This window comes from Spirillospora sp. NPDC048819 (assembly GCF_040650055.1).
Lineage (GTDB): Bacteria > Actinomycetota > Actinomycetes > Streptosporangiales > Streptosporangiaceae > Spirillospora.
Map to the genome: position 1 here is coordinate 61678 of NZ_JBEZGN010000032.1, position 19725 is coordinate 81402.

19 protein-coding genes are annotated in these 19725 nt (G+C 70.6%); 14 read left to right on the plus strand and 5 right to left on the minus strand.

The genetic code is table 11. The features are described 5' to 3' along the window. Positions 1-30 precede the first annotated feature (30 nt). From AB0C35_RS33295 to AB0C35_RS33305, 3 genes are all read left to right on the plus strand, one after another. On the plus strand, positions 31-1659 hold the full coding sequence (locus AB0C35_RS33295) for an alkaline phosphatase D family protein (protein ID WP_358464830.1): 1629 nt from the start codon (positions 31-33) through the stop codon (positions 1657-1659). Positions 1660-2138: 479 nt separating this feature from the next. Continuing rightward, positions 2139-3494: an NYN domain-containing protein gene (locus AB0C35_RS33300; protein WP_358464832.1), complete on the plus strand. Its 1356-nt coding sequence runs from the start codon at positions 2139-2141 to the stop codon at positions 3492-3494. 80 nt (positions 3495-3574) lie between these two features. Continuing rightward, the gene (locus tag AB0C35_RS33305) at positions 3575-4222 is read left to right on the plus strand and encodes a tetratricopeptide repeat protein (protein WP_358464835.1); all 648 of its coding nucleotides are present in this window, start codon (positions 3575-3577) and stop codon (positions 4220-4222) included. A gap of 13 nt (positions 4223-4235) precedes the next feature. Here AB0C35_RS33305 and AB0C35_RS33310 read toward each other — a convergent pair whose 3' ends face one another. After that, the gene (locus tag AB0C35_RS33310) at positions 4236-4823 is read right to left on the minus strand and encodes a hypothetical protein (RefSeq protein WP_358464838.1); all 588 of its coding nucleotides are present in this window, start codon (positions 4821-4823) and stop codon (positions 4236-4238) included. Between the two features lie 98 nt (positions 4824-4921). On the opposite strand from AB0C35_RS33310, the gene AB0C35_RS33315 reads away from it, so the two are divergent. Then, complete coding sequence (locus AB0C35_RS33315) at positions 4922-5458, plus strand: orotate phosphoribosyltransferase (protein ID WP_358464841.1); 537 nt, start codon at positions 4922-4924, stop codon at positions 5456-5458. A gap of 11 nt (positions 5459-5469) precedes the next feature. Here AB0C35_RS33315 and AB0C35_RS33320 read toward each other — a convergent pair whose 3' ends face one another. Together AB0C35_RS33320 and AB0C35_RS33325 are read right to left on the minus strand one after the other, a co-directional pair. Continuing rightward, positions 5470-5886 (minus strand): RodZ domain-containing protein, encoded by a 417-nt coding sequence (locus tag AB0C35_RS33320; protein WP_358464844.1) that lies wholly within the window; start codon positions 5884-5886, stop codon positions 5470-5472. A gap of 60 nt (positions 5887-5946) precedes the next feature. Beyond that, complete coding sequence (locus AB0C35_RS33325) at positions 5947-6672, minus strand: DedA family protein (RefSeq protein ID WP_358464847.1); 726 nt, start codon at positions 6670-6672, stop codon at positions 5947-5949. Between the two features lie 173 nt (positions 6673-6845). On the opposite strand from AB0C35_RS33325, the gene fbaA reads away from it, so the two are divergent. The 6 genes from fbaA to AB0C35_RS33355 all read left to right on the plus strand — a co-directional run bounded on the left by fbaA (position 6846) and on the right by AB0C35_RS33355 (position 11762). Continuing rightward, a complete protein-coding gene (gene fbaA, locus AB0C35_RS33330) occupies positions 6846-7868 on the plus strand; it encodes a class II fructose-bisphosphate aldolase (RefSeq protein ID WP_358464850.1) in 1023 nt (340 codons plus the stop codon). 96 nt (positions 7869-7964) lie between these two features. Further along, on the plus strand, positions 7965-8414 hold the full coding sequence (locus AB0C35_RS33335; protein ID WP_358464853.1) for a helix-turn-helix domain-containing protein: 450 nt from the start codon (positions 7965-7967) through the stop codon (positions 8412-8414). Between the two features lie 57 nt (positions 8415-8471). Beyond that, positions 8472-8999: a GNAT family N-acetyltransferase gene (locus tag AB0C35_RS33340; protein ID WP_358464856.1), complete on the plus strand. Its 528-nt coding sequence runs from the start codon at positions 8472-8474 to the stop codon at positions 8997-8999. A 35-nt stretch (positions 9000-9034) separates the two neighbouring features. Next, on the plus strand, positions 9035-9457 hold the full coding sequence (locus AB0C35_RS33345; RefSeq protein ID WP_358464988.1) for a DUF3151 domain-containing protein: 423 nt from the start codon (positions 9035-9037) through the stop codon (positions 9455-9457). A gap of 155 nt (positions 9458-9612) precedes the next feature. Further along, the gene (locus AB0C35_RS33350) at positions 9613-10896 is read left to right on the plus strand and encodes an adenylosuccinate synthase (RefSeq protein ID WP_358464859.1); all 1284 of its coding nucleotides are present in this window, start codon (positions 9613-9615) and stop codon (positions 10894-10896) included. 5 nt (positions 10897-10901) lie between these two features. Further along, positions 10902-11762 (plus strand): glycerophosphodiester phosphodiesterase family protein, encoded by an 861-nt coding sequence (locus tag AB0C35_RS33355; protein WP_358464862.1) that lies wholly within the window; start codon positions 10902-10904, stop codon positions 11760-11762. 4 nt (positions 11763-11766) lie between these two features. Here AB0C35_RS33355 and AB0C35_RS33360 read toward each other — a convergent pair whose 3' ends face one another. Continuing rightward, positions 11767-12852: a magnesium and cobalt transport protein CorA gene (locus AB0C35_RS33360; RefSeq protein WP_358464865.1), complete on the minus strand. Its 1086-nt coding sequence runs from the start codon at positions 12850-12852 to the stop codon at positions 11767-11769. A 340-nt stretch (positions 12853-13192) separates the two neighbouring features. On the opposite strand from AB0C35_RS33360, the gene purD reads away from it, so the two are divergent. The 3 genes from purD (at position 13193) to AB0C35_RS33375 (ending at position 16759) form a co-directional block, all read left to right on the plus strand. Further along, positions 13193-14428, plus strand: a complete 1236-nt coding sequence (gene purD, locus AB0C35_RS33365; protein ID WP_358464868.1) for a phosphoribosylamine--glycine ligase — start codon at positions 13193-13195, stop codon at positions 14426-14428. Between the two features lie 212 nt (positions 14429-14640). Then, positions 14641-15951, plus strand: a complete 1311-nt coding sequence (purB, locus tag AB0C35_RS33370; protein WP_358464871.1) for an adenylosuccinate lyase — start codon at positions 14641-14643, stop codon at positions 15949-15951. Between the two features lie 25 nt (positions 15952-15976). Further along, positions 15977-16759 (plus strand): MOSC N-terminal beta barrel domain-containing protein, encoded by a 783-nt coding sequence (locus AB0C35_RS33375; protein ID WP_358464874.1) that lies wholly within the window; start codon positions 15977-15979, stop codon positions 16757-16759. 1 nt (position 16760) lies between these two features. Here AB0C35_RS33375 and AB0C35_RS33380 read toward each other — a convergent pair whose 3' ends face one another. After that, positions 16761-17804, minus strand: a complete 1044-nt coding sequence (locus AB0C35_RS33380; protein ID WP_358464876.1) for a suppressor of fused domain protein — start codon at positions 17802-17804, stop codon at positions 16761-16763. A 272-nt stretch (positions 17805-18076) separates the two neighbouring features. Between AB0C35_RS33380 and murA the strand changes: the two genes are divergently transcribed. Next, entirely contained in the window at positions 18077-19363 is a 1287-nt protein-coding gene (murA, locus tag AB0C35_RS33385; RefSeq protein WP_358464990.1) for a UDP-N-acetylglucosamine 1-carboxyvinyltransferase, read from the plus strand. Positions 19364-19725: the final 362 nt, after the last annotated feature.

Consider the following 19725-nt stretch of genomic DNA (forward strand, 5'->3'; position numbering starts at 1 on the left):
GGCACGTCCCGGTCGGCTAGAGAGACTGGCATGACCGCTTTGGTACTCGGGCCCCACCTCCGGCACGTGAGTCACCACACCGCGACGATCTGGGTGGAGACCGACCGTCCATGCGAGGTTCGGGTCGTCAACCGGGAGCACGGCCTGGACGCCAGCGCCCGGACGTTCACCGCGCACGGCCACCACTACGCGCTCGTCGAGATCGAGGGGCTCTCACCGGGCGCGCGGATCCCCTACGAGGTGCTGGCCGGTGAGGAGACCGTCTGGCCCGAAGCCGGCACCGGGTTCCCGCCGTCCCAGATCAGGACGCTCGACCCGGCGGGCGAGCTGCGGATCTCGTTCGGGTCCTGCCGCCGCTCGCCGGGCACGGTGGAGCAGTTCGGGTACGACGCGCTCGCCGCGTTCGCGGACAGGCTCCGCACGGGCGGCGACTCGGTCGCCTGGCCGGACATCCTGCTCATGGTCGGCGACCAGATCTACGCCGACGAGCTGACCGACCAGATGCGCGAGTTCATCGGGGCCCGCCGGGAACCGGAGGAGCTGCCCATCGACGAGGTCGCCGACTACGAGGAGTACACCCACCTCTACAAGCTGGCGTGGCACGACGATCCGGCGGTGCGGTGGCTGCTGTCCACCGTCCCGACCTTCACCATCTTCGACGACCACGACATCAGGGACGACTGGAACACCTCCTACGCGTGGCGTGAGGAGATGTGGTCGCAGCCATGGTGGAAGGCCCGCATCACCGGCGGGATCGGCTCGTACTGGATCTACCAGCATCTCGGGAACATGTCGCCGCAGGACCGCGCGACCGATCCCGTCTTCAAGGCGGTGCGGGCCGCGTCCGAAAGCACCGGCGACGCGGGCGCCGTCCTCGACGAGCTCGCGGAGAAGGCCGACAAGGAACCGGCCAGCACACGCTGGAGCTACGCGCACGACTGGGGCGGAACCCGCCTGATCGTCGTCGACAGCCGATGCTCCAGGCTCCTCACCGCCGACCGCCGCGGCATGCTGGACGACGAGGAGTTCCAGTGGCTGGACGGCAAGTGCCAGGGCGGCGTGGACCATCTGCTCATCGCGAGCTCCCTCCCTTACCTGCTGCCCAGGGCGATCCACCATGCGGAGTCGTGGAACGAGGCCATCGCCGGCGGCGCCTGGGGCAAGGCCGGGGCCAAGTTCGGGGAGAAGGTCCGGCAGGCCGCCGACCTGGAGCACTGGGCGGCGTTCGACCGCTCGTTCCGCACCCTGGCCGCCGCAGTCGTCGCCGTCGGACGCGGTGAACGCGGCCCCGCCCCGGCGAGCATCTCGTTCCTGTCCGGCGACATCCACTACTCGTACCTGGCGCGGGTCACCGAGCCCGGCACCCAGTCGAAGATCACGCAGATCGTCTGCTCGCCGCTGCGCAACCCCCTGGCCGGGGTGTTCCGCTGGGCCAACCGCTTCGCGTACTCGCGCGCGGTCGGCGGACCGTTCCGCGCACTGGCGAAGCTGGCGAAGGTGCCCGTCCCGCCGATCCGGTGGCGCATGACCGACGGCCCCTGGTTCGACAACGCCATCGCCACCGTCGAACTGTCGGGACGCGACTGCGGCGTCCGCTGGGAGACTCCGCGCGGCGGCGGCGGGCTCACCGAGATGGGGCGCGCGGAAATAACCGGCTGACGGCGGCGCGACCCGTCCGAACAATCCACCGCCGTCGACAGAATTGGCAACTATCCGTGGTCAAGCCATCACCATTTGCGAGCAAGAAACGCCGTGCTCCTCCCCGGCCCGCAGAAAAAGCCGCGGAACAGCCCCGGCGCGCCGCTCACCCGTCGCTCACCGGGCCGCTCTCCCGCCGCTCACCATGGGCGGTTGAAGCGCGGGTCTCGGGGATCCCGGGATTGAACCCGCGACCTGCTTCTTCCCGTAAAGATCATGGGGAACCACAGGGCCGGCCCGAATCGGCTGGTAGCGTCCGCCGCGGCTTCTGATTTCTTTGTTACCGAGGAGTCGCCAACCGGCGGCCTGCCATGAAAGAGTGGCGAAACGCCGTATTGGCCTACCGGGCTTACGCGCTTCACTACGCTATAGACGCCCAAGGACACTACGCCGGGATGGGCATGCTGTGAGCTCCCGTGTTTGAGGAAGGGCGGTGTCGCATGGATCGCTGCGCGCTGTTCGTAGACGCCGGCTACCTGCTGGCCGACGGCGCGATGTCGGTGCACGGCACACGCCATCGCGAAACCGTTTCGTGGGACTTCGGCGGCCTTCTGCAGCTCCTGGGCAATCTCGCCAGAGAACGCACCGGAATGCCGCTGCTGCGCTGCTACTGGTACGAGGCGACGGTCGAGGGCCGCCGCTCCCCCGAGCACGACGCGCTCGCCGACCTGCCCGGGCTCAAGCTGAGACTCGGCCGCATCCGCCCCGGCCGCCGCGAGGGCGTCGACTCCGAGATCCACCGCGACCTGATGACCCTCGCCCGCAACGGCGCGCTCACCGACGCCGTCCTGGTCAGCGGCGACGAGGACCTCGCCCAGGTCGTCACCGACGCCCAGGACCTCGGCGTCCGCGTCACCATCGTGCACGTCGCCGTCGACGGCAACTGGACGATCTCCCGCGTGCTGCGGCAGGAGTGCGACGACCTCATCGAGATCGGCTCCGGACATCTGCGGCCCTACGTCAACCTGCTCGCCGGCATGGACGGCACGGCCGGCTCCTCCCTCGGGACGAGCCCGCTGTCCAACGGCCACGGCTCCAACGGCCACGGCAGCTCGCTCGGCTCCCTCCAGACCACCTCGCACAACGGGCCGCCGCCCGCGTCGCCGCTCAGCCGGCCGCCCGCGACGTCCGCGCCGCCCGTCCGCGACCTCGGCCCCGCGATGACCGGCAACTCCGGGCTGAACGGCCCCGGCTCGACCGGCGGCCACGGCATCGGCACCGGCCCGATGCCGCTGCCGGGTTCGTCGGGCGGGCACGGTGGGTCCGGGCACGGTGGGTCGTCGTACGGCACCGGCGGCGGGTCGTCCTACGGCACCGGGGGGCAGCAGATCCCGCTGCAGCCCGCCCCGACGCCCGGGCCGTCCTCCACGCAGGCCCCGCCGTCCCCGGCGCCGCCCGTGCAGCCTCCGAACCCGGGCCCGCAGTACACCTCGTCGCCCGTCCCGGCGCCGTCCCCGCCGCCGCCACCGCAGACGATGCAGTCGGGCGGCCAGAGCGGCCCCTACACGGGTCCGCAGCAGATCTCGCCCGTGCCCGTGCAGCAGAACACCCCGACGCTGGCGGACGCGGTCAAGGCCGCCCACCAGGAGGGCCAGGACTTCGGCGAGTCCGTCGCCAGGGACGCGCCCGCCCTGTGGCTGGAGGCCGTCCTGGCCCGCAAGCCGCGCATGCCGTCCGACCTGGAGGCGCGGCTCCTGCAGGGCTCCTCGCTGCCCATCGACTTCCTCCTGCACGACGAGGTGCGGCACGCGCTGCGCCGCGGATTCTGGGACGCTCTAGAACGTTCCCGCAGGTAAGCCGTCAGGTACGCACCGGTATTGCGCGATCATCACCGATTCGGCCGCTTCGGCCGCGCGGCGACGGGTAGCGTTGAAGCGTGACGCATGTGACGGAAGACGATCTCGACGACCTGGAGTTCGACACCCTGCGCACCGGCGATCACATCTCGGCGGCGCGCCGGCTCGCCGAACTGGCCGAGTCGGTGTCCGGCGGGGTGTCACGCGCCAACGTTCTGCTGCGCGCCGGTGAGCAGTGGCAGCACGCGGGCGACCACGGCCGGGCCGCCGAGCTGTACCGCAGGGCCCTGGACGACGGCGGCGAGACCTACGGCGACCCGCGCGCCTACCTCGCCGACGCCCTCTTCGAACTGGGCAGCGCCGACGAGGCCCGCACGCTCCTGGAACAGATCCGCGCGGACAAGCCTCGCGACCCCGAGGTGTACCGCGCCGTGGCCGAAGTGCTCTACGCCCAAGGCGACGCGACCGGCGCCCACGAATGGGCCACCAGCGGCGCCGACGTCGTCCTCGCCCTGCGCGACCGCGCCGTGGGCACCGGCATCGGCGGCGGCCCCGACGAGTCCCCGGCCCCGGAGGCCGACACGCTCACCCCCGGTCCCGACGACATCGCCCTCGCCGAGGACAGCCTCGAAGCCCTCCTCCGCCTCCGCTACCGCGCCCGCATCGACCTGGGCCGCGGCGAAGACGACTACGACGCCCTCTTGGACGACCTCCTGAAGAACGGCTGAGCGCTCAAGCCGACTACAGGGTGGCCACCAGTTCGCTCAGGGACTGGGCCACGGCCTTCGGGGGGTCGTGTTCGGTCACGGGCCAGCCGCGCAGGCGCGCCTCTCTGACGGCCTCATCGTGCTCGGAGGAGCCGGACCGGTCCGATTGGGTGCGGAGGTACCCGCAGGGCGCCTCCGGCCAATCTGGGGGCATGGGGAGGTCATCGTGGGGCGAGCCCTCGCCGTGGAGGTGCAGCGGACGCGGAAGGTCGGCGTCGACGAACACGTAGCCGCCCACGGGACGGTGCGCGGCGCGCTGGGCGAGGGCGATGCCGGGCAGCAGCGGGCCGGCGGCGCCGTGCGCGGCCAGGACGAGCGGGGCCACCGGATCGGTCGCCGTGATGATCAGTGAGGCGCGGGCGATGTAGCGGTGGCCGGTGCCTTCCGGGACGTCCGGCGCGACCACGTCCAGGCCGTACGAGCGCAGCATCTCCGGCAGGTCGCCCCAGGCGGCCGCGTCGGCGTTCGGAGCGTGCAGCAGGATCAGCGTTCCCGGCGTCATCTCGTCCCCCTCCCGGGCACCGTACACGGCGGCGGCGGCCGTGCATGGGGTGACGTGCATGCGGGGGCACGCGGTGACGGCCAGACGGGGGTCGAGCGGAGCTCGTCGATTGGATGGTGGTGGGTGGGGGCTGGAGGACGGTGAATAGGCTTCGTCGGGTGAGCGATCGCGAAGAGCTGCTGCAGATGATCAAGGACAAGGCCGTGGTGCACGGGGACGTCGTGCTGTCGTCGGGCAGGCGGGCGTCCTGGTACGTGGACCTGCGCCGGGTGACGCTGGACGGGGTCGCGGCTCCGCTGGTGGGGCGGGTCATGCTGGACGAGACCGCCGACCTCGGCTACGACGCCGTCGGCGGACTCACGCTGGGCGCCGACCCGGTCGCCGCCGCGATGCTGCACGCCGCGGCGGGGCGGGGGCGCGTCCTGGACGCGTTCGTCGTGCGGAAGTCGGGGAAGGCGCACGGGTTGCAGCGGCGCATCGAGGGACCGGACGTGGCGGGGCGCCGGGTGCTCGCCGTCGAGGACACCTCGACCACGGGCGGGTCCGTCCTCACCGCGGTGGGGGCGCTGCGGGAGGCCGGGGCGGAGGTCGTGGCGGTCGCGACGATCCTGGAGCGCGGCGCGGCCGGGCGCATCGCCGAGGAGGGCCTCGCCTACCGCCATCCGTACGACGTCGCGGACCTCGGCCTCGGGTAGCTCGGCTTCGGTTAGGACGACGATTCGCGGACGAACCACTGGCCGCGCTGGCCGTTCGGCATCTGCGGCTGCACCTCGCCGTAGATGGTGACCCGCAGGGAACCGCCATTGGCGGCGACGACCTGGAGGGGGGCCTCGTCGTACTGGAGCGTGTCCCCGGTGCCGAGCGTGCCGTTGGTGAGCACCTTGCCCTGGGCGTCCGCGACCCGGACGACCACGTCGGTGGGCTGCCCGGTCACCGTGATGACCAGGGGGACGGCGGCCGCCGGCGACTTCGGCGCCTGGGATTCGCTGGGGGACGCGTCAGCGGACGCGGTCGCGGGCGTGGACGTGACAGGACCCTTCTGCTCGGTCTCGCCGGAAAGGGCGTTGACCAGTGCGATGCCGCCCACGACCAGAAGGGCCAAGGCGGCCATCACGGCAAGCACCGCGATCAGTATGCGCGCGAGACCCCTAGGGTCCGACCGATGACGTCCCACATGGGGAGGTTAGCGATAACTGTCACCGCTGAGCGACGGACGTGACTCTTCGGGGCCATTCTTATTCGGACCCTGGTCCGGTTTACGCCCCTTCATCATCTCCCGGATGATCGGAATCAGGGACAGGACGACGATGACCGCGACGCCCGGAAGGATGTATTTCTCGATGTCGGGCACCTGGGAACCGAGGAAGTGGCCGACCAGGAAGAGCATCTCCGTCCAGAGGATTCCGCCGACCGCGTTCCAGACGAGGAACTTGCGGGAATCCATCCCGAGCATCCCGGCGAGCGGGTTGAGGAACGTCCGCACGATCGGGATGAACCGGGCCAGCACGACCGCCCTGGCCGGACCGAACCGGTTGAAGTAGTACTCGGCCTTCTCCACCCACTCCTGCTTGAAGATCCTGGAGTCGGGGCGCTCGAAGAGCCGCCGGCCGTAGCGCGCACCGAGCCAGTGGCCCGTCTGGGCGCCGGCGATCGCCGCGATCGGGCCGCCGATCATCAGCCAGGTCAGCGAGAGGGGCTGGAACTCCTGCCCGTTGACGGTCGTGACCGCCGTGAGGATCCCCGCGGTGAAGAGCAGCGAGTCACCAGGAAGCAGGCAGCCGAACAGCAGTCCGGTCTCGGCGAAGATGATGGCGATCACGCCGATCGTCGCGAACGTGCCGAAGAGCTGCAGCCACGCGGTCGGGTGCAGCCACTCGGTGATACTGAGGGGAAGGGCAGTGAGATCCACACCGCGAGCGTACCTTTCCACACGCTCCGATTAGGCGGGATACTGAGGGTGGACGGCATGCCCGACCCGGGAGACCGGGTGACCTGGGCCCCCACCCGGGTACCTGGACCACCGGGTGCTACCGCCCGGCCGGATGCCCGGCGGCACCGACCAGTATGAAAGGACGCTGATCAATGCCCATCGCAACGCCCGAGGTCTACGCGGAGATGCTCGACCGTGCGAAGCAGGACGGTTTCGCCTTCCCCGCGATCAACGTGACGTCCAGCCAGACGCTGAACGCCGCGCTGCGCGGCTTCGCCGAGGCCGAGAGCGACGGGATCGTGCAAGTGTCCACCGGAGGGGCCGAGTACCTGTCCGGCTCCACGGTCAAGGACATGGTGACGGGCGCGAGCGCCCTCGCCGAGTACGCCCGGGTCGTGGCCGCCAAGTACCCGGTGAACATCGCGCTGCACACCGACCACTGCCCGAAGGACAAGCTGGACGGCTTCATGCGCCCGCTGGTCAAGATCTCGCAGGAGCGGGTGGCGCGCGGCGAGGAGCCGCTGTTCCAGTCGCACATGTGGGACGGGTCGGCGGTCGAGCTGCACGAGAACCTGCGGATCGCCGAGGAGCTCCTCGACCAGTGCGCCAAGGCGCGGATCATCATGGAGATGGAGATCGGCGTCGTCGGCGGCGAGGAGGACGGCGTCGCCCACGAGATCAACGAGAAGCTCTACACGACGCCGGGCGACGCGCTCGCCACCGCCGAGGCCGTCGGCGTGGGCGAGAAGGGCCGCTACATCCTCGCGGCGACGTTCGGGAACGTGCACGGCGTGTACAAGCCGGGCTCGGTCAAGCTGCGTCCGGAGGTGCTCAAGGAGATCCAGGACGCGGTCGGTGCCAAGCACGGCAAGGACAAGCCGTTCGACCTGGTGTTCCACGGCGGCTCCGGTTCCTCGCTGGAGGAGATCCGGGAGGCGGTGTCGTACGGCGTCGTCAAGATGAACATCGACACCGACACGCAGTACGCGTTCACCCGCCCGGTCGCCGAGCACATGTTCCGCAACTACGACGGCGTGCTGAAGGTCGACGGCGAGGTCGGCAACAAGAAGCAGTACGACCCGCGTTCGTGGGGCAAGGCGGCCGAGACGGCGATGGCGGCCCGCATCGTCCAGGCGGCCGAGAACCTCCAGTCCGCCGGTCAGAAGCTGAAGTAGCCCGAAGCGGTACAGGCCGGGCGGCCGGGCTCGACTTCACGGGCCGGGCCGCCCGGCCTCCGCGTTGTTTGACGAAACTCCGGTAGGCTCGGCGATGTGGCACTGCCCCGCACCTACGAGTCGCAGAATTGCTCGATCGCCCGGTCCCTGGAGGTCATCGGCGACCGGTGGACGCTGCTGGTGATCCGCAGCGCGTTCGAGGGCGTGCGGCGCTTCGACGACTTCCAGGACGCGCTGGGCGTGGCCCGCAACGTCCTCACCGACCGGCTCAACCGGCTGTGCGACGAGGGCATCATGCGCCGCGTCCCGTACCAGGAGCGGCCGGAGCGGCACGAGTACCGGCTGACCCGCAAGGGCGTCGAACTGTGGCCCGCGATGATGACCCTGCTGATGTGGGGCGACCGCCACTACGCGCCCGAAGGCCCGCCGCTGATCATCGGCCACCGCGGCTGCGGCGGTTCCCTGACCCCGCACTTCACCTGCGGTTCCTGCGGCGTCCCCCTCGGCCCCTCCGATGTGGAACCACGCCCCGGCCCGAGCGCCTGAGCGGTTCGCGCCCTCAATGAGTTGCTTCACGAAACTTTCTGCGGTGCAATGAGTTGCATGACGAAACTCAATGCGCGCGGGGCCGTCCGCCCCGATCCGGCGCTGGACGACGTCCGGATCCGCCCGTACGGCGTCACCGACCACGACCGCGTCCACCGAATGTCGGACCGGCTGTCCGCCGCCAGCCTCTACGCGCGCTTCTTCTCCGGGACGCCGCGCATCCCCGACCACTACGTCGGCCTGCTCGACGCCCTCGACCACTGGGACCGCGAGGCCGTGGTCGCCCTCGACGGCGACGAGATCATCGGCATCACCGAGTACGTCCGCGACGCGAAACAGCCCTGGCGCGCCGACCTGGCCGTGCTCGTCGCCGACCCGTGGAAGCGCCGCGGCCTGGGCTCGGTCCTGGTCGGCTGCCTGGCCCGGCTCGCGGAGCGGCGCGGCATCACCGAGTTCGACGCGGACGTCATCCTCACCAACCGGGACGCGGTCCATTTCGTCCGGCACGGCTGGCCGGCGGTCCGCCCGACCAGCCAGGGCGGCTCCGCGCACTTCCGCCTGCCCCTCCCCGTCCACGGGCCCTGACCCGGGTTGATGGGAGCATGACCGGCCTGCTTACGATGACCCGCATGACCCAGAACCTGCTCGGCGGCCCCCCTCCGACCGAACTGCCGGACAACACCGAGGCCCGCACGGCCCTGGAGAACGGCGTCGACCCGTTCGAAGTCGCCGCGCGCCACCCCGACTACCCCGGAGCATGGGCCGAGCTGGCCGACCGCGCGTTCACGGCCGGCAGCGTCATCGACTCCTACGCCTTCGCCCGCACCGGCTACCACCGCGGCCTCGACCAGCTCCGCCGCGCCGGCTGGAAGGGACAGGGCCCCGTCCCGTGGGAGCACGAGGCCAACCGCGGCTTCCTGCGCGCCCTCCACGCGCTGGCCCGCGCCGCCGCCGCCATCGGCGAGGACGACGAAGCCGAACGCTGCAAGACCTTCCTGCGCGACAGCAGCCCCACCGCCGCCGACGTCCTCAAGGGGGAGTAGGCGAATACCACTGGCCGCGGCGAACCGGAGCCTGACCAGCGGACGGAATCCGGCCCCATTTTCCTTGCCGACCCCGTACGGGTACGATTCGATCGCAAGAGGCCCCATCGCTACTTGCGGCGACCGGGGCCTTCGTCGTGGGAAGGGAAAGTGGCATGCCTGCCATCGTTCTTGTCGGAGCGCAGTGGGGAGACGAGGGCAAGGGCAAGGCCACGGACCTGCTCGGCGGGGACGTCGACTACGTCGTCCGCTACCAGGGCGGCAACAACGCCGGCCACACCGTGGTCATCGGGGACAAGAGCTACGCGCTCCACCTGCTGCCCTCCGGGGTGCTGTCCCCCGACGTCGTCCCCGTGATCGGCAACGGCGTGGTGATCGACCCGGCCGTGCTGCTCGGCGAGATCGACGGCCTGCGGGACCGCGGCATCGGCTGCGAACGCCTGCTGATCTCGGCGAACGCGCACCTGATCATGCCCCACCACCGGGCCCTCGACAAGGTCACCGAGCGCTACCTCGGCAAGGCCCGGATCGGCACCACCGGCCGCGGCATCGGCCCCGCCTACGCCGACAAGATCAACCGGATGGGCGTCCGCGTCCAGGACCTGTTCGACCCGAACATCCTCACGCAGAAGCTCGACCTGGCGCTGCGCGAGAAGAACCAGGTCCTCACCAAGGTCTACAACCGGCGCCGCATCGACACGGGCCCGATCGTGCAGGAGTACCTGGAGTACGGGGAGCGGCTGCGGCCGTTCGTCGCCGACACCGCGCTCATCCTCAACAAGGCGCTGGACGACGGCAAGCTCGTCCTGCTGGAGGGCGCGCAGGGCACGCTGCTGGACATCGACCACGGCACCTACCCGTTCGTGACGTCGTCCAGCCCGACGGCGGGCGGCGCGTGCGCGGGCTCCGGCCTCGGCCCGACGAAGATCAGCCGCGTGATCGGCATCATCAAGGCGTACACGACGCGGGTGGGTTCTGGACCGTTCCCCACGGAGCTGCTGGGCGAGGAGGGCGAGTACCTGCGCAAGACCGGCGGCGAGTACGGCGTGACGACGGGACGCGACCGCCGCTGCGGCTGGTTCGACGCCGTCATCGCCCGCTACGCCACCCGCGTCAACGGCGTCACCGACTACTTCCTCACGAAGCTGGACGTCCTGTCCGGCCTGGAGCGCGTCCCGGTGTGCGTCGCCTACGAGATCGACGGTGTGCGTGTGGACGAGATCCCCACGACGCAGACCGAGTTCCACCACGCCAAGCCCATCTTGGAGTACCTGGACGGCTGGCAGGAGGACATCACGGGCGCCAAGACGTTCGACGACCTCCCCGGGAACGCGCAGGCGTACGTCCGGTCCCTGGAGGAGATGTCCGGCTGCCGGATCTCCGCGATCGGCGTCGGCCCGGGACGCGACCAGACGCTGTCCCTGCGGTCACTGGTCTGAGGCACGTGGCGGGGGGTCTGACGCACGTGGCGGTCGAGGTCCACGGCCACCGGGGAGCGCGCGGCCTCCGCCCGGAGAACACGCTCCCCGGCTTCGCCCACGCCCTCGAACTGGGCGTGGACGTGATCGAACTCGACGTGGGCATGTCCGCCGACGGCGTGGTCGTCCTCAACCACGACCAGGCCCTCTCGCCGGTGAACCTCACCGACACCGCTCCCGCGCAGCCCGGCGACCCCGCCTTCCCCTACGTCGGCAAACCGGTCCGGGAGCTGACGCTCGCGCAGCTCCGCACGGTGGACGCGGGTGCCCGGCGGCATGAGGCGTTCACGCAGACCCCCGTCCCCGGCGCCCGGATCCCGACCCTCGCCGAGGCGTGCGCCCTGCTGGCCCCCACGGACGTGGAGCTCGCCGTGGAGCTCAAGACCGACCCCGGCTGGCCGGCGGGGGACGTGGAGCGCCTCACGGCCGCCGTGGCGGGCGTCCTGGCGTCCGCAGGCCTGACCCGGAGGTCGCGTCTCCTCGCGTTCGACTGGCGCGTCCTGGCCGAGGCCCGCCGCAGGCACCCGGAGTTCACCCGCGTGGCCCTGATCGAACGCAAGACCCTCGTCCCGGACACCCCCTGGCTCGCCGGCCTCCCACCGGACGACCCGGTATCCGCGGCCGCGGAGATGGGCGCCGCCGTCCTGTCCCCCGAACACGCCATCACGACGCCCGGCCTGGTGGACCGCGCGCACGCCCAGGGCCTCCAGGTCGCCGTCTGGACGGTCAACACCCACGAGGACATGGCCCGCTTCATCAAGTACGGCACGGACGCCCTGGTGACCGACTACCCGGACCGTCTCCACGCCGTCCTGGCGGCCAGGTGACCCTCTACAACCAGCCGTTGCGGCGGAAGCCGCGGTAGAGGGAGAAGCAGGCGAGGCCGATGACGCAGAGGATCATGGGGTAGCCGAAGCGCCAGCGGGTTTCCGGCATGAAGTCGAAGTTCATCCCGTAGACGCCGGCGATGGCGGTGGGGACCATGAAGATGGCGCCCCAGGCGGAGATCTTGCGCATGTCCTTGTTGTCGGCCACGGTGACCTGGGTCATGTGGGCCTGGAGGATGGGGTTGAGGAGTTCGTCGTAGGACTCGACCTGCTCGCGGACGCGGGTGAGGTGGTCCTCGACGTCGCGGAGGTACTCCCTTATCTCGGCCGGGACGAAGCGGCGGCCGGACAGGCTGCGGAGCGGGCCGGCGAGGGGGCCGACGGCGCGCTTGAGCTGGATGACCTCGCGCTTGAGGCGGTAGATGCGGCGGGACTCGTCGGTGCGCTCGGGGGAGAAGACGGCCTCTTCGACCTCGTCGATGTCCTCCATGACGGCGTCGGCGACGCCGACGTAGCCGTCGACGACGCGGTCGGCGACGGCGTGCAGGACGGCCGCGGGGCCGAGGGCGAGGCGGGCCGGGTCCTTCTCCAGGTCGCGGCGGACGGGTCCGAGTTCGCCGTGGGTGCCGTGCCGGACGGTGACGACGAAGTCGGGGCCGCAGAAGAGCATGATCTCGCCGGTCTCGACGATCTCGGCGCCGCCGGGGCCGCTGGCGACGTAGCCGACGGTCTTCATGACCACGAAGTGGACGTCGTCGTAGCGCTCCAGCTTGGGCCGCTGGTGGGCGTGGATGGCGTCCTCGACGGCGAGCGGGTGCAGGCCGAACACCTCGGCGAGTTCGGAGAGCTCGGTGGCGGACGGCTCGTGGAGGCCGACCCAGACGAAGCCGGCGCTGTCGCCGTCCGGGGTGAGGCGGCCGTCGCGGACGAGGCGGACGGCGTCGGCGGCGGTGTCGGTGGAGACGCGGTGGCCGTCGATGTAGGCGGCCCAGTCGATGACGGCGGAGCCGCGGTGCGGCGCCTGGACGCCGGTGGGGCGGCCGCGGGTCTTGAACAGGGCGCGGCCGGGGCGGACTCGTGTCATGGCCATGGGGTGCTCCTAACCCGCCGGCCACGCACGCAGGGGCGCGCTCGACCCCGGCTGGTCAGCGAGGGGAGCGCGCGAAGGCGGTGGCCGGACGCCAGATGGAGGCGGACGGTCGGACAGTCCTGTCCGGACTATGAGGGTTCTCCGGCGAACTGCAAGGATCACCAGGACTCATCCCGACCACCTCCTTCCACACCTAGGCAAAGCCTGTGGCAGCTTATCAGCCGACTTTTAGGACGCCGTCCACAACGGTCATGTTCACGTGTTCCCATGTGACACCCGTCTCGGTCGACCGTCCATCCCGGCGGGGCCGGGGTCCCGGCTCCCAGTAAGCTCGCGTGACGTGCGAGTACTCGTCCTTGGATCGGGTGGCCGCGAGCATGCGCTCGCCCGCGCCCTGCATCGCGACCCTGCCGTCACCGCCCTCCACTGCGCGCCGGGCAATCCGGGCACGGCCGGGATCGCGGACAACCATCAGCTCGACCCCACCGACCCGGTGGCGGTGACGGAGCTGGCCGGGCGGCTGCGGGTGGACCTCGTGGTCGTGGGCCCGGAGGCGGTGCTCGTCGCGGGCGTCGGCGACGCGCTGCGCAAGGCCGGGTTCCCGTGCTTCGGCCCCGACCGCGCCGCCGCCCGCATCGAGGCGTCCAAGGCGTTCGCGAAGGAGATCATGGCGGCGGCGGGGGTTCCGACCGCCGACGCGCGGGTGTGCGACACGACCGCGGAGGCCGAGCGGGCGCTGGACGCCTTCGGCCCGCCCTACGTGGTGAAGGACGACGGTCTGGCCGCCGGCAAGGGCGTCGTCGTCACCGGAGACCGCGCCGCCGCGTCCGAGCACGCCGGCGCATGCGGGCGTGTCGTGATCGAGGAGTTCCTGGACGGCCCCGAGGTCTCCCTGTTCGCCCTGTGCGACGGTGAGCACGCCGTCCCGCTGCTGCCCGCCCAGGACTTCAAGCGCGCGTACGACGGCGACGAGGGCCCCAACACGGGCGGCATGGGTGCGTACAGCCCGCTTCCATGGGCGCCGCCCGAGCTTGTGGACGAGGTCATGTCCACGGTCGTCCAGCCCGCCGTGGACGAACTGCGCCGCCGCGAGATCCCCTACGTCGGCGTCCTGTACGCGGGGCTGGCGCTGACGTCCAAGGGCGTGCGCGTGGTGGAGTTCAACGCGCGTTTCGGCGACCCCGAGACCCAGGTCGTCCTGGACCGCCTCGCCACCCCGATCGCGACACTTCTCCAAGCGTGTGCGATCGGCGGCTTGGATCCCGCGTTCCGGCCCGAGTGGCACCCAGGCGCAGCCGTCACAGTCGTCGTGTCCGCTGAGGGTTACCCGGCCACTCCGGTGAAGGGCGACGAGATCACCGGCCTGGACGAGGCGGCCAAGGTCGAGGGTGCCTACATCCTCCACGCGGGTACGAAGCTGGACGCGGACGGACGTCTCATCGCGAACGGCGGCCGCGTCCTCAACGTCGTGGGCACCGGCCCAGACGTGGCCACCGCCCGCGCGTCCGCCTACGAGGCCGTATCCAAGATCACCCTTCGCGCCTCCCACCACCGCACCGACATCGCCGATCTGTAATTCGAGGCCCGCACCTGCACCAGCCACCACACCGACCCGGCAACAACCTCAATCGTCGCGATCGCGTCCGAAGGCAGGTTTCGAGCGAAGCGAGAAACCTGATCGCGCAGCGAGCCGCTAGGCGAGACGGAGCGATGCAGCGATGCAGCGATCGCACGCGTTTCTCGCTGATGGAGGGCCGTCAAGGCCCGAAGGAGAAGAGAAAGGCAAATATGATAGAGCGCTACACACTTCCGGAGATGGGGCGCGTCTGGAATGACGCGCACAAGTACGAGCTGTGGTGCCAGGTGGAGGTCCTCGTCGTCGAGGCCCACGCCGAGGCCGGCACGATCCCGCCGGAGGTGGTGGAGCCGGTGCGCAAGGCGCCGCCGCCGACGCCCGAGGCGGTGCACGCGATCGAGGCGGTCACCCAGCACGACGTGATCGCCTTCCTGTCGGCGTGGGCGGACAACACCGAGCCCCGCGAGGCCGCCCGGTACGTCCACTTCGGCATGACGTCGTCCGACCTGCTCGACACGGCGCTGGCGCTGCAGCTGGCCGAGGCCACGGACATCCTGCTGGAGAAGGCGGACGCGCTCGTCGGGACGCTGCGCGACCACGCGCTCGCGCACAAGGGCACGCTGCGGGTCGGGCGGACGCACGGCATCCACGGCGAACCGGACGTGTGGGGGCACCGCGTCGCCGACTTCGCGTTCGCGATGGCCCGGTCGCGGGACCGGCTCCGGCGCGCCCGGGAGGCGGTCGGGGTGATGGCGATCTCCGGCGCCGTCGGGACGTACTCCAACATCGACCCGGCCGTCGAGCTGCACGTGGCGCGGAAGCTGGGGCTGAAGAGCGCCGACGTGTCCACCCAGGTCGTGATGCGCGACGGCATCAGCGAGTGGGTGTCGTCCCTGGCGATCATGGCGACGGTGTGCGAGGCGATCGCGCTGGAGGTCAGGCACGGCCAGCGGACCGAGGTCCGTGAGCTGTGGGAGCCGTTCGGCAAGGGCCAGAAGGGCTCGTCGGCGATGCCGCACAAGAAGAACCCGATCATCTCCGAGCGGCTGGCGGGGATGGCGCGGATCGTGCGTGCACAGGTCGTCCCGGTTCTGGAGGGCATCCCGCTGTGGCACGAGCGCGACATCTCGCATTCGTCCACGGAGCGGATCGCGCTGCCGGACGCGTCCATCGCCCTCGACTACATGCTGAACCTGACGAATCGCCTCATGTCCGGACTTGTGGTGGACGAGGCGCAGATGAAGGCCAACCTGGAGTCGACCGGCGGCCTGATCTACACCTCGACCGTGCTGCTGGAGCTGGTCGAGGCGGGCATGTCGCGCGACGACGAGGCGTACCCGCTCGTCCAGAAGGCCGCGATGGAGACGTGGGAGAGCGGCACGCCGTTCCGCGAGACGCTGCGCAAGCACGCCGCGGCGGCCGGCCTGACGCTGGACGAGGCGCGCCTGGATGAAGTGTGCCGCCCGGAGCGTTTCGTCGAACGTCTGGGCCCGGTCTTCGACCGCCTGGCCGGACTCCAATGACCCTTGCGGCCCGACGGGAGGGGCCTTGACGGCGAGCCTTGTCGAACTGAACGTCTACCCCCTCAAGAGCGGCGGCGGAACCGCGCTGCACAGCGCGGAGCTGACCGCCAGGGGTCTGCCGTTCGACCGCGAGTTCATGCTCGTCACCCCGGAGGGCCGCTTCCTGTCGCAGCGGGATCTCGCGGAGATGGCGTTGATGCGGCCGTCCTACGACGGCGAGATCCTCACGGTCGAGGTCCCGGACGCCTCACCGCTCGTCCACAAGGCCACGGGCGACGGCGAGGTCCTGGACGTGGTCGTCCAGCGGAAGGAATGCCAGGGCGTCGACCAGGGCGACGAGGCGGCCGCGTGGTTCTCGTCGCTGCTCGGCCAGGACTGCCGGCTCGTGCGCTTCACCGGCCACCGGCCCACGTCGCGGGGCGGCGGCGAGGTCATGTTCGCCGACGGATACCCGCTGCTGCTCATCTCCGCCGAGTCCCTCGACGACCTCAACGCGCGCCTGGACGAACCGCTGCCGATGAACCGGTTCCGGCCCAGCCTCGTCATCGCGGGCCTGGGCGCGTTCGCCGAGGACGCCGCGCGTCTCCTCCGCGTCGGCGAGACCGTCATCGAGACGGTCAAGCCGTGCAACCGCTGCGTCATCACCGCCACCGACCAGGAGACCGCCGAACGCGGCCGCGAGCCGCTGCGGACGCTCGCCGCCTACCGCACCCGCGACCGCGGCATCCAGTTCGGCCAGAACTGCGTGCCCCGGACGCTCGGCGCCCTCACGCTCGGCGACCCGGTCGAAGTGCTGGAAGCGCACTGACTCAGCCGATGACCTGGTCGGTGTCGTTGCCGTAGCGGTCCTTGATGACGGTCGGGACGATCTCCACGGTGAGACCGGGCAGCGAGGCGACGGCGGTCCTGCCCGCCACGGGGCGCAGAACGGCCGTGAGGTCGTCCAGAGCGGCCAGGGGGACGTGTACGTCCAGCGCGCCCTGCAGGGGCTCCTCGACGGCGTAGACGTCGCCGGGACGGAACGTGAGCCTGGCGTCGTCGCCCTGAAGGATCAACTCGCGGCCGAACGGGAGCCGCCCGCGGAGCGAGTCGGCGATCTGCGGCGCGTGGTTCGCGCCGAGCCGCAGCGTGGTCGATCCCGCGGTGCGCTCCCACCCCACCTTGGGGACGTAATGCAAGCCGCTGCTGGAACCGTCCCTCGTGCTGCCCTCCTGGACCGCGCGGGCGACCTCGGGGTGGGCCAGCAGCGACCGCCGGTCGATGTCGGTGACGAACAACGGCAGGTGCGGCGCGAGGACCTTCATCAGCTCATCGACGTTCCACTTGCGCAGGACCGCGTACTCCTCGGTCGCCAGCCCGACGGCCTGCAGGAACACGACACTGCCGTGCGGGGTCGAGATCTCCCCGAGCTCCGGGTCGGTGACGAACGTGACCGCGCGGATCTCCGAGTCGTGGCGGTCGGCGTTGATCGGCCCGTTGGCGTCGATGTGGTGGCCGGGCTCGAACCAGTTGCCCGACTTGAACACGTACCGTGCGAGGTTCTGCAGCATGTTCGGCGCCCACATCGGCGGCTTCTCCTCCGCCGGGTCGCGGGCGACGCGGAACGTGAACTCGAAACCCCAGCCCGACTCGTCCGGATTCTCGGACTCCTTCGCGTACAGCTCGCTCATGCCGTACGAGACGAAATGCCAGTGCGGGACGGGTTCCATCCGGGGATACACACTGATCCCGTCGAGCGGGTCCGGGCCGCCGAGCGACCATTTGTGGAGGGTCGCGAGATGCAGTGGACTCGCGTCCCCGTAGAGGGGCCGCAGGGCGTTGTCGATGGCGTCCCATCCGGGTGATTCGTCCATGGATGATCACCCTAGACTTCGCCGCGGGCACCGCGCCGACACTTCGCTCACCTTGGAATTTTCCCGCGGGAGGCGAACCTTCGGGGTGCTTCGGGTGTCTCAACGAACAGAACCGACGCCGCTGTGGCGCGGGCCGGACACCACACACCCGGGCCGATGGTTTACTGGGGTCGCGTTGGCGCAGAGGGGGGACACCGTTCGGCGCGCTCGGCCCTCGTGCTCCCACTTGCAGGCACGTAACCCGCACCGAGAAGGAGTATGGCGGCATGAGCATGGGCCACGAGGTTCGCTATCGCGTGCGCGGCGGCAGGCAGCTGCACGGCACCGTTTTCGTTCAGGGGGCCAAGAACGCCGTCCTGCCGATGATCGGCGCCTCCCTGATGGCCTCCAAGGGACGCACCGTCCTGCGCAACGTCCCGATCATCGAGGACGTGCGGCGGGCGGTGGAGCTCGCGCGGGCCGTGGGAGCCAAGGCCGAGCTGCACGAGACCGAGCGCACCCTGGTGATCGACGCGTCGTCGCTGAGCAGCCCGGTGCTGCCCGCGGAGATCGCGTCCCGGTTCCGCGGCTCGTTCCTGTTCGTCCCGGCACTGCTGCACCGGCTCGGCGAGGCGGTCATCGAGGGCGTCGGCGGCTGCAACCTCGGCAGCCGCAACCTGGACTTCCACTACAACGGCTTCAAGCGGATGGGCGCCACGGTCACCGAGCACGTGGCCGACAACGGCGACGGCATCATCCACATCAAGGCCGGCGACCTGCGCGGCGGAACGCTCTACTGCGACACCCCGTCGCACACCGGCACCGAGAACCTGATCATGGCGGCCGCGCTCGCGCACGGCACCACGCTGATCAAGAACGCGGCGCTCGAACCCGAGGTACTGGACAACATCGCGATCCTGCAGGCGATGGGAGCCAAGATCAGCGGTGGCGGCACCGGGTTCATCACCGTCGAGGGCGTGGACGAGCTGACCGCCGTCGAGCACACCGTGATGCCCGACCGGATCGACGCCGGCGTGTTCGTGATGGCCGCCGCGATCACCGGCGGCGACCTCAGCCTCGTCGGCGCCAGCCTGGAGCACCTCGGCGTCGCCGCCGACAAGCTGGAGCAGATGGGCGTCGAGTTCCACCAGCAGGGCGCGGTGCTCCAGGTCCGCCGCGACCGGACGCTGCGTCCCATCAACGTCATCACCGACGAGTACCCCGGCTTCGCCACCGACCTGCAGTCGCCGATCATGGCGCTGTCCTGCCTGGCCGACGGCCCGTCCTACGTCTATGAGCGGATCTTCGACGGCCGGTTCGGGCTGGCGGACGAGCTCGGCAAGATGGGCGCCGACATCGAGGTCGACGGCAACCGCGCCAAGGTGAACGGGCCGCGGGCCCTGCGCGGCGCGGAGGTCGAGGCGCACGACCTGCGATGCGGGAGCGCCCTCGTCCTGGCCGGCCTCGCGGCCGAGGGCGAGACGACGATCACCTCGGCCTACTACCTCGACCGCGGTCACGCGCACACCGCCGAGCGCCTGTCCCAGCTCGGCGCGGAGATCGTCCGCGAGGCCGGCTGACCGGCGCCCGGCCGTCCCGGGCGACGCGGTTCGGCCGATTGTGGCCCCGTCCTGACCAACTCCGGAGTGACACCTGACGGGCGGTGTAACGCCCGGCCCGGAAAGTGGTTCAGCAATGCGTTACGGACCAGTTACAGATCGCTGAACCACTTCCTCCGCCCGTTCCCGCGAGACCGTGCGCTGAGCTGGGCAGAAAACAGCTGGAACGGTCCGCTTCGGCCAGGCCGTAACCCGGTAAAAAATCACCGGCGCCGATCGTCGAGCATGAAACACCGGATCACTCGTCTTCACTGGCGGGCTGACACCGGGACGGACAAGTTTCGGCCCGCGTGTAAACCAAACGGACACCATAGGGGTCTCTC

What these genes read in the sequence shown, in the direction of transcription:
- AB0C35_RS33295 (WP_358464830.1), top strand. Translation starts at nt 31, where the DNA reads ATGACCGCTTTGGTACTCGGGCCCCACCTCCGGCACGTGAGTCACCAC.
- AB0C35_RS33300 (WP_358464832.1), top strand. Translation starts at nt 2,139, where the DNA reads ATGGATCGCTGCGCGCTGTTCGTAGACGCCGGCTACCTGCTGGCCGAC.
- AB0C35_RS33310 (WP_358464838.1), bottom strand. Translation starts at nt 4,823, where the DNA reads ATGCACGTCACCCCATGCACGGCCGCCGCCGCCGTGTACGGTGCCCGG.
- fbaA (WP_358464850.1), top strand. Translation starts at nt 6,846, where the DNA reads ATGCCCATCGCAACGCCCGAGGTCTACGCGGAGATGCTCGACCGTGCG.
- AB0C35_RS33340 (WP_358464856.1), top strand. Translation starts at nt 8,472, where the DNA reads ATGACGAAACTCAATGCGCGCGGGGCCGTCCGCCCCGATCCGGCGCTG.
- AB0C35_RS33345 (WP_358464988.1), top strand. Translation starts at nt 9,035, where the DNA reads ATGACCCGCATGACCCAGAACCTGCTCGGCGGCCCCCCTCCGACCGAA.
- AB0C35_RS33350 (WP_358464859.1), top strand. Translation starts at nt 9,613, where the DNA reads ATGCCTGCCATCGTTCTTGTCGGAGCGCAGTGGGGAGACGAGGGCAAG.
- AB0C35_RS33360 (WP_358464865.1), bottom strand. Translation starts at nt 12,852, where the DNA reads ATGGCCATGACACGAGTCCGCCCCGGCCGCGCCCTGTTCAAGACCCGC.
- purB (WP_358464871.1), top strand. Translation starts at nt 14,641, where the DNA reads ATGATAGAGCGCTACACACTTCCGGAGATGGGGCGCGTCTGGAATGAC.
- AB0C35_RS33380 (WP_358464876.1), bottom strand. Translation starts at nt 17,804, where the DNA reads ATGGACGAATCACCCGGATGGGACGCCATCGACAACGCCCTGCGGCCC.
- murA (WP_358464990.1), top strand. Translation starts at nt 18,077, where the DNA reads ATGGGCCACGAGGTTCGCTATCGCGTGCGCGGCGGCAGGCAGCTGCAC.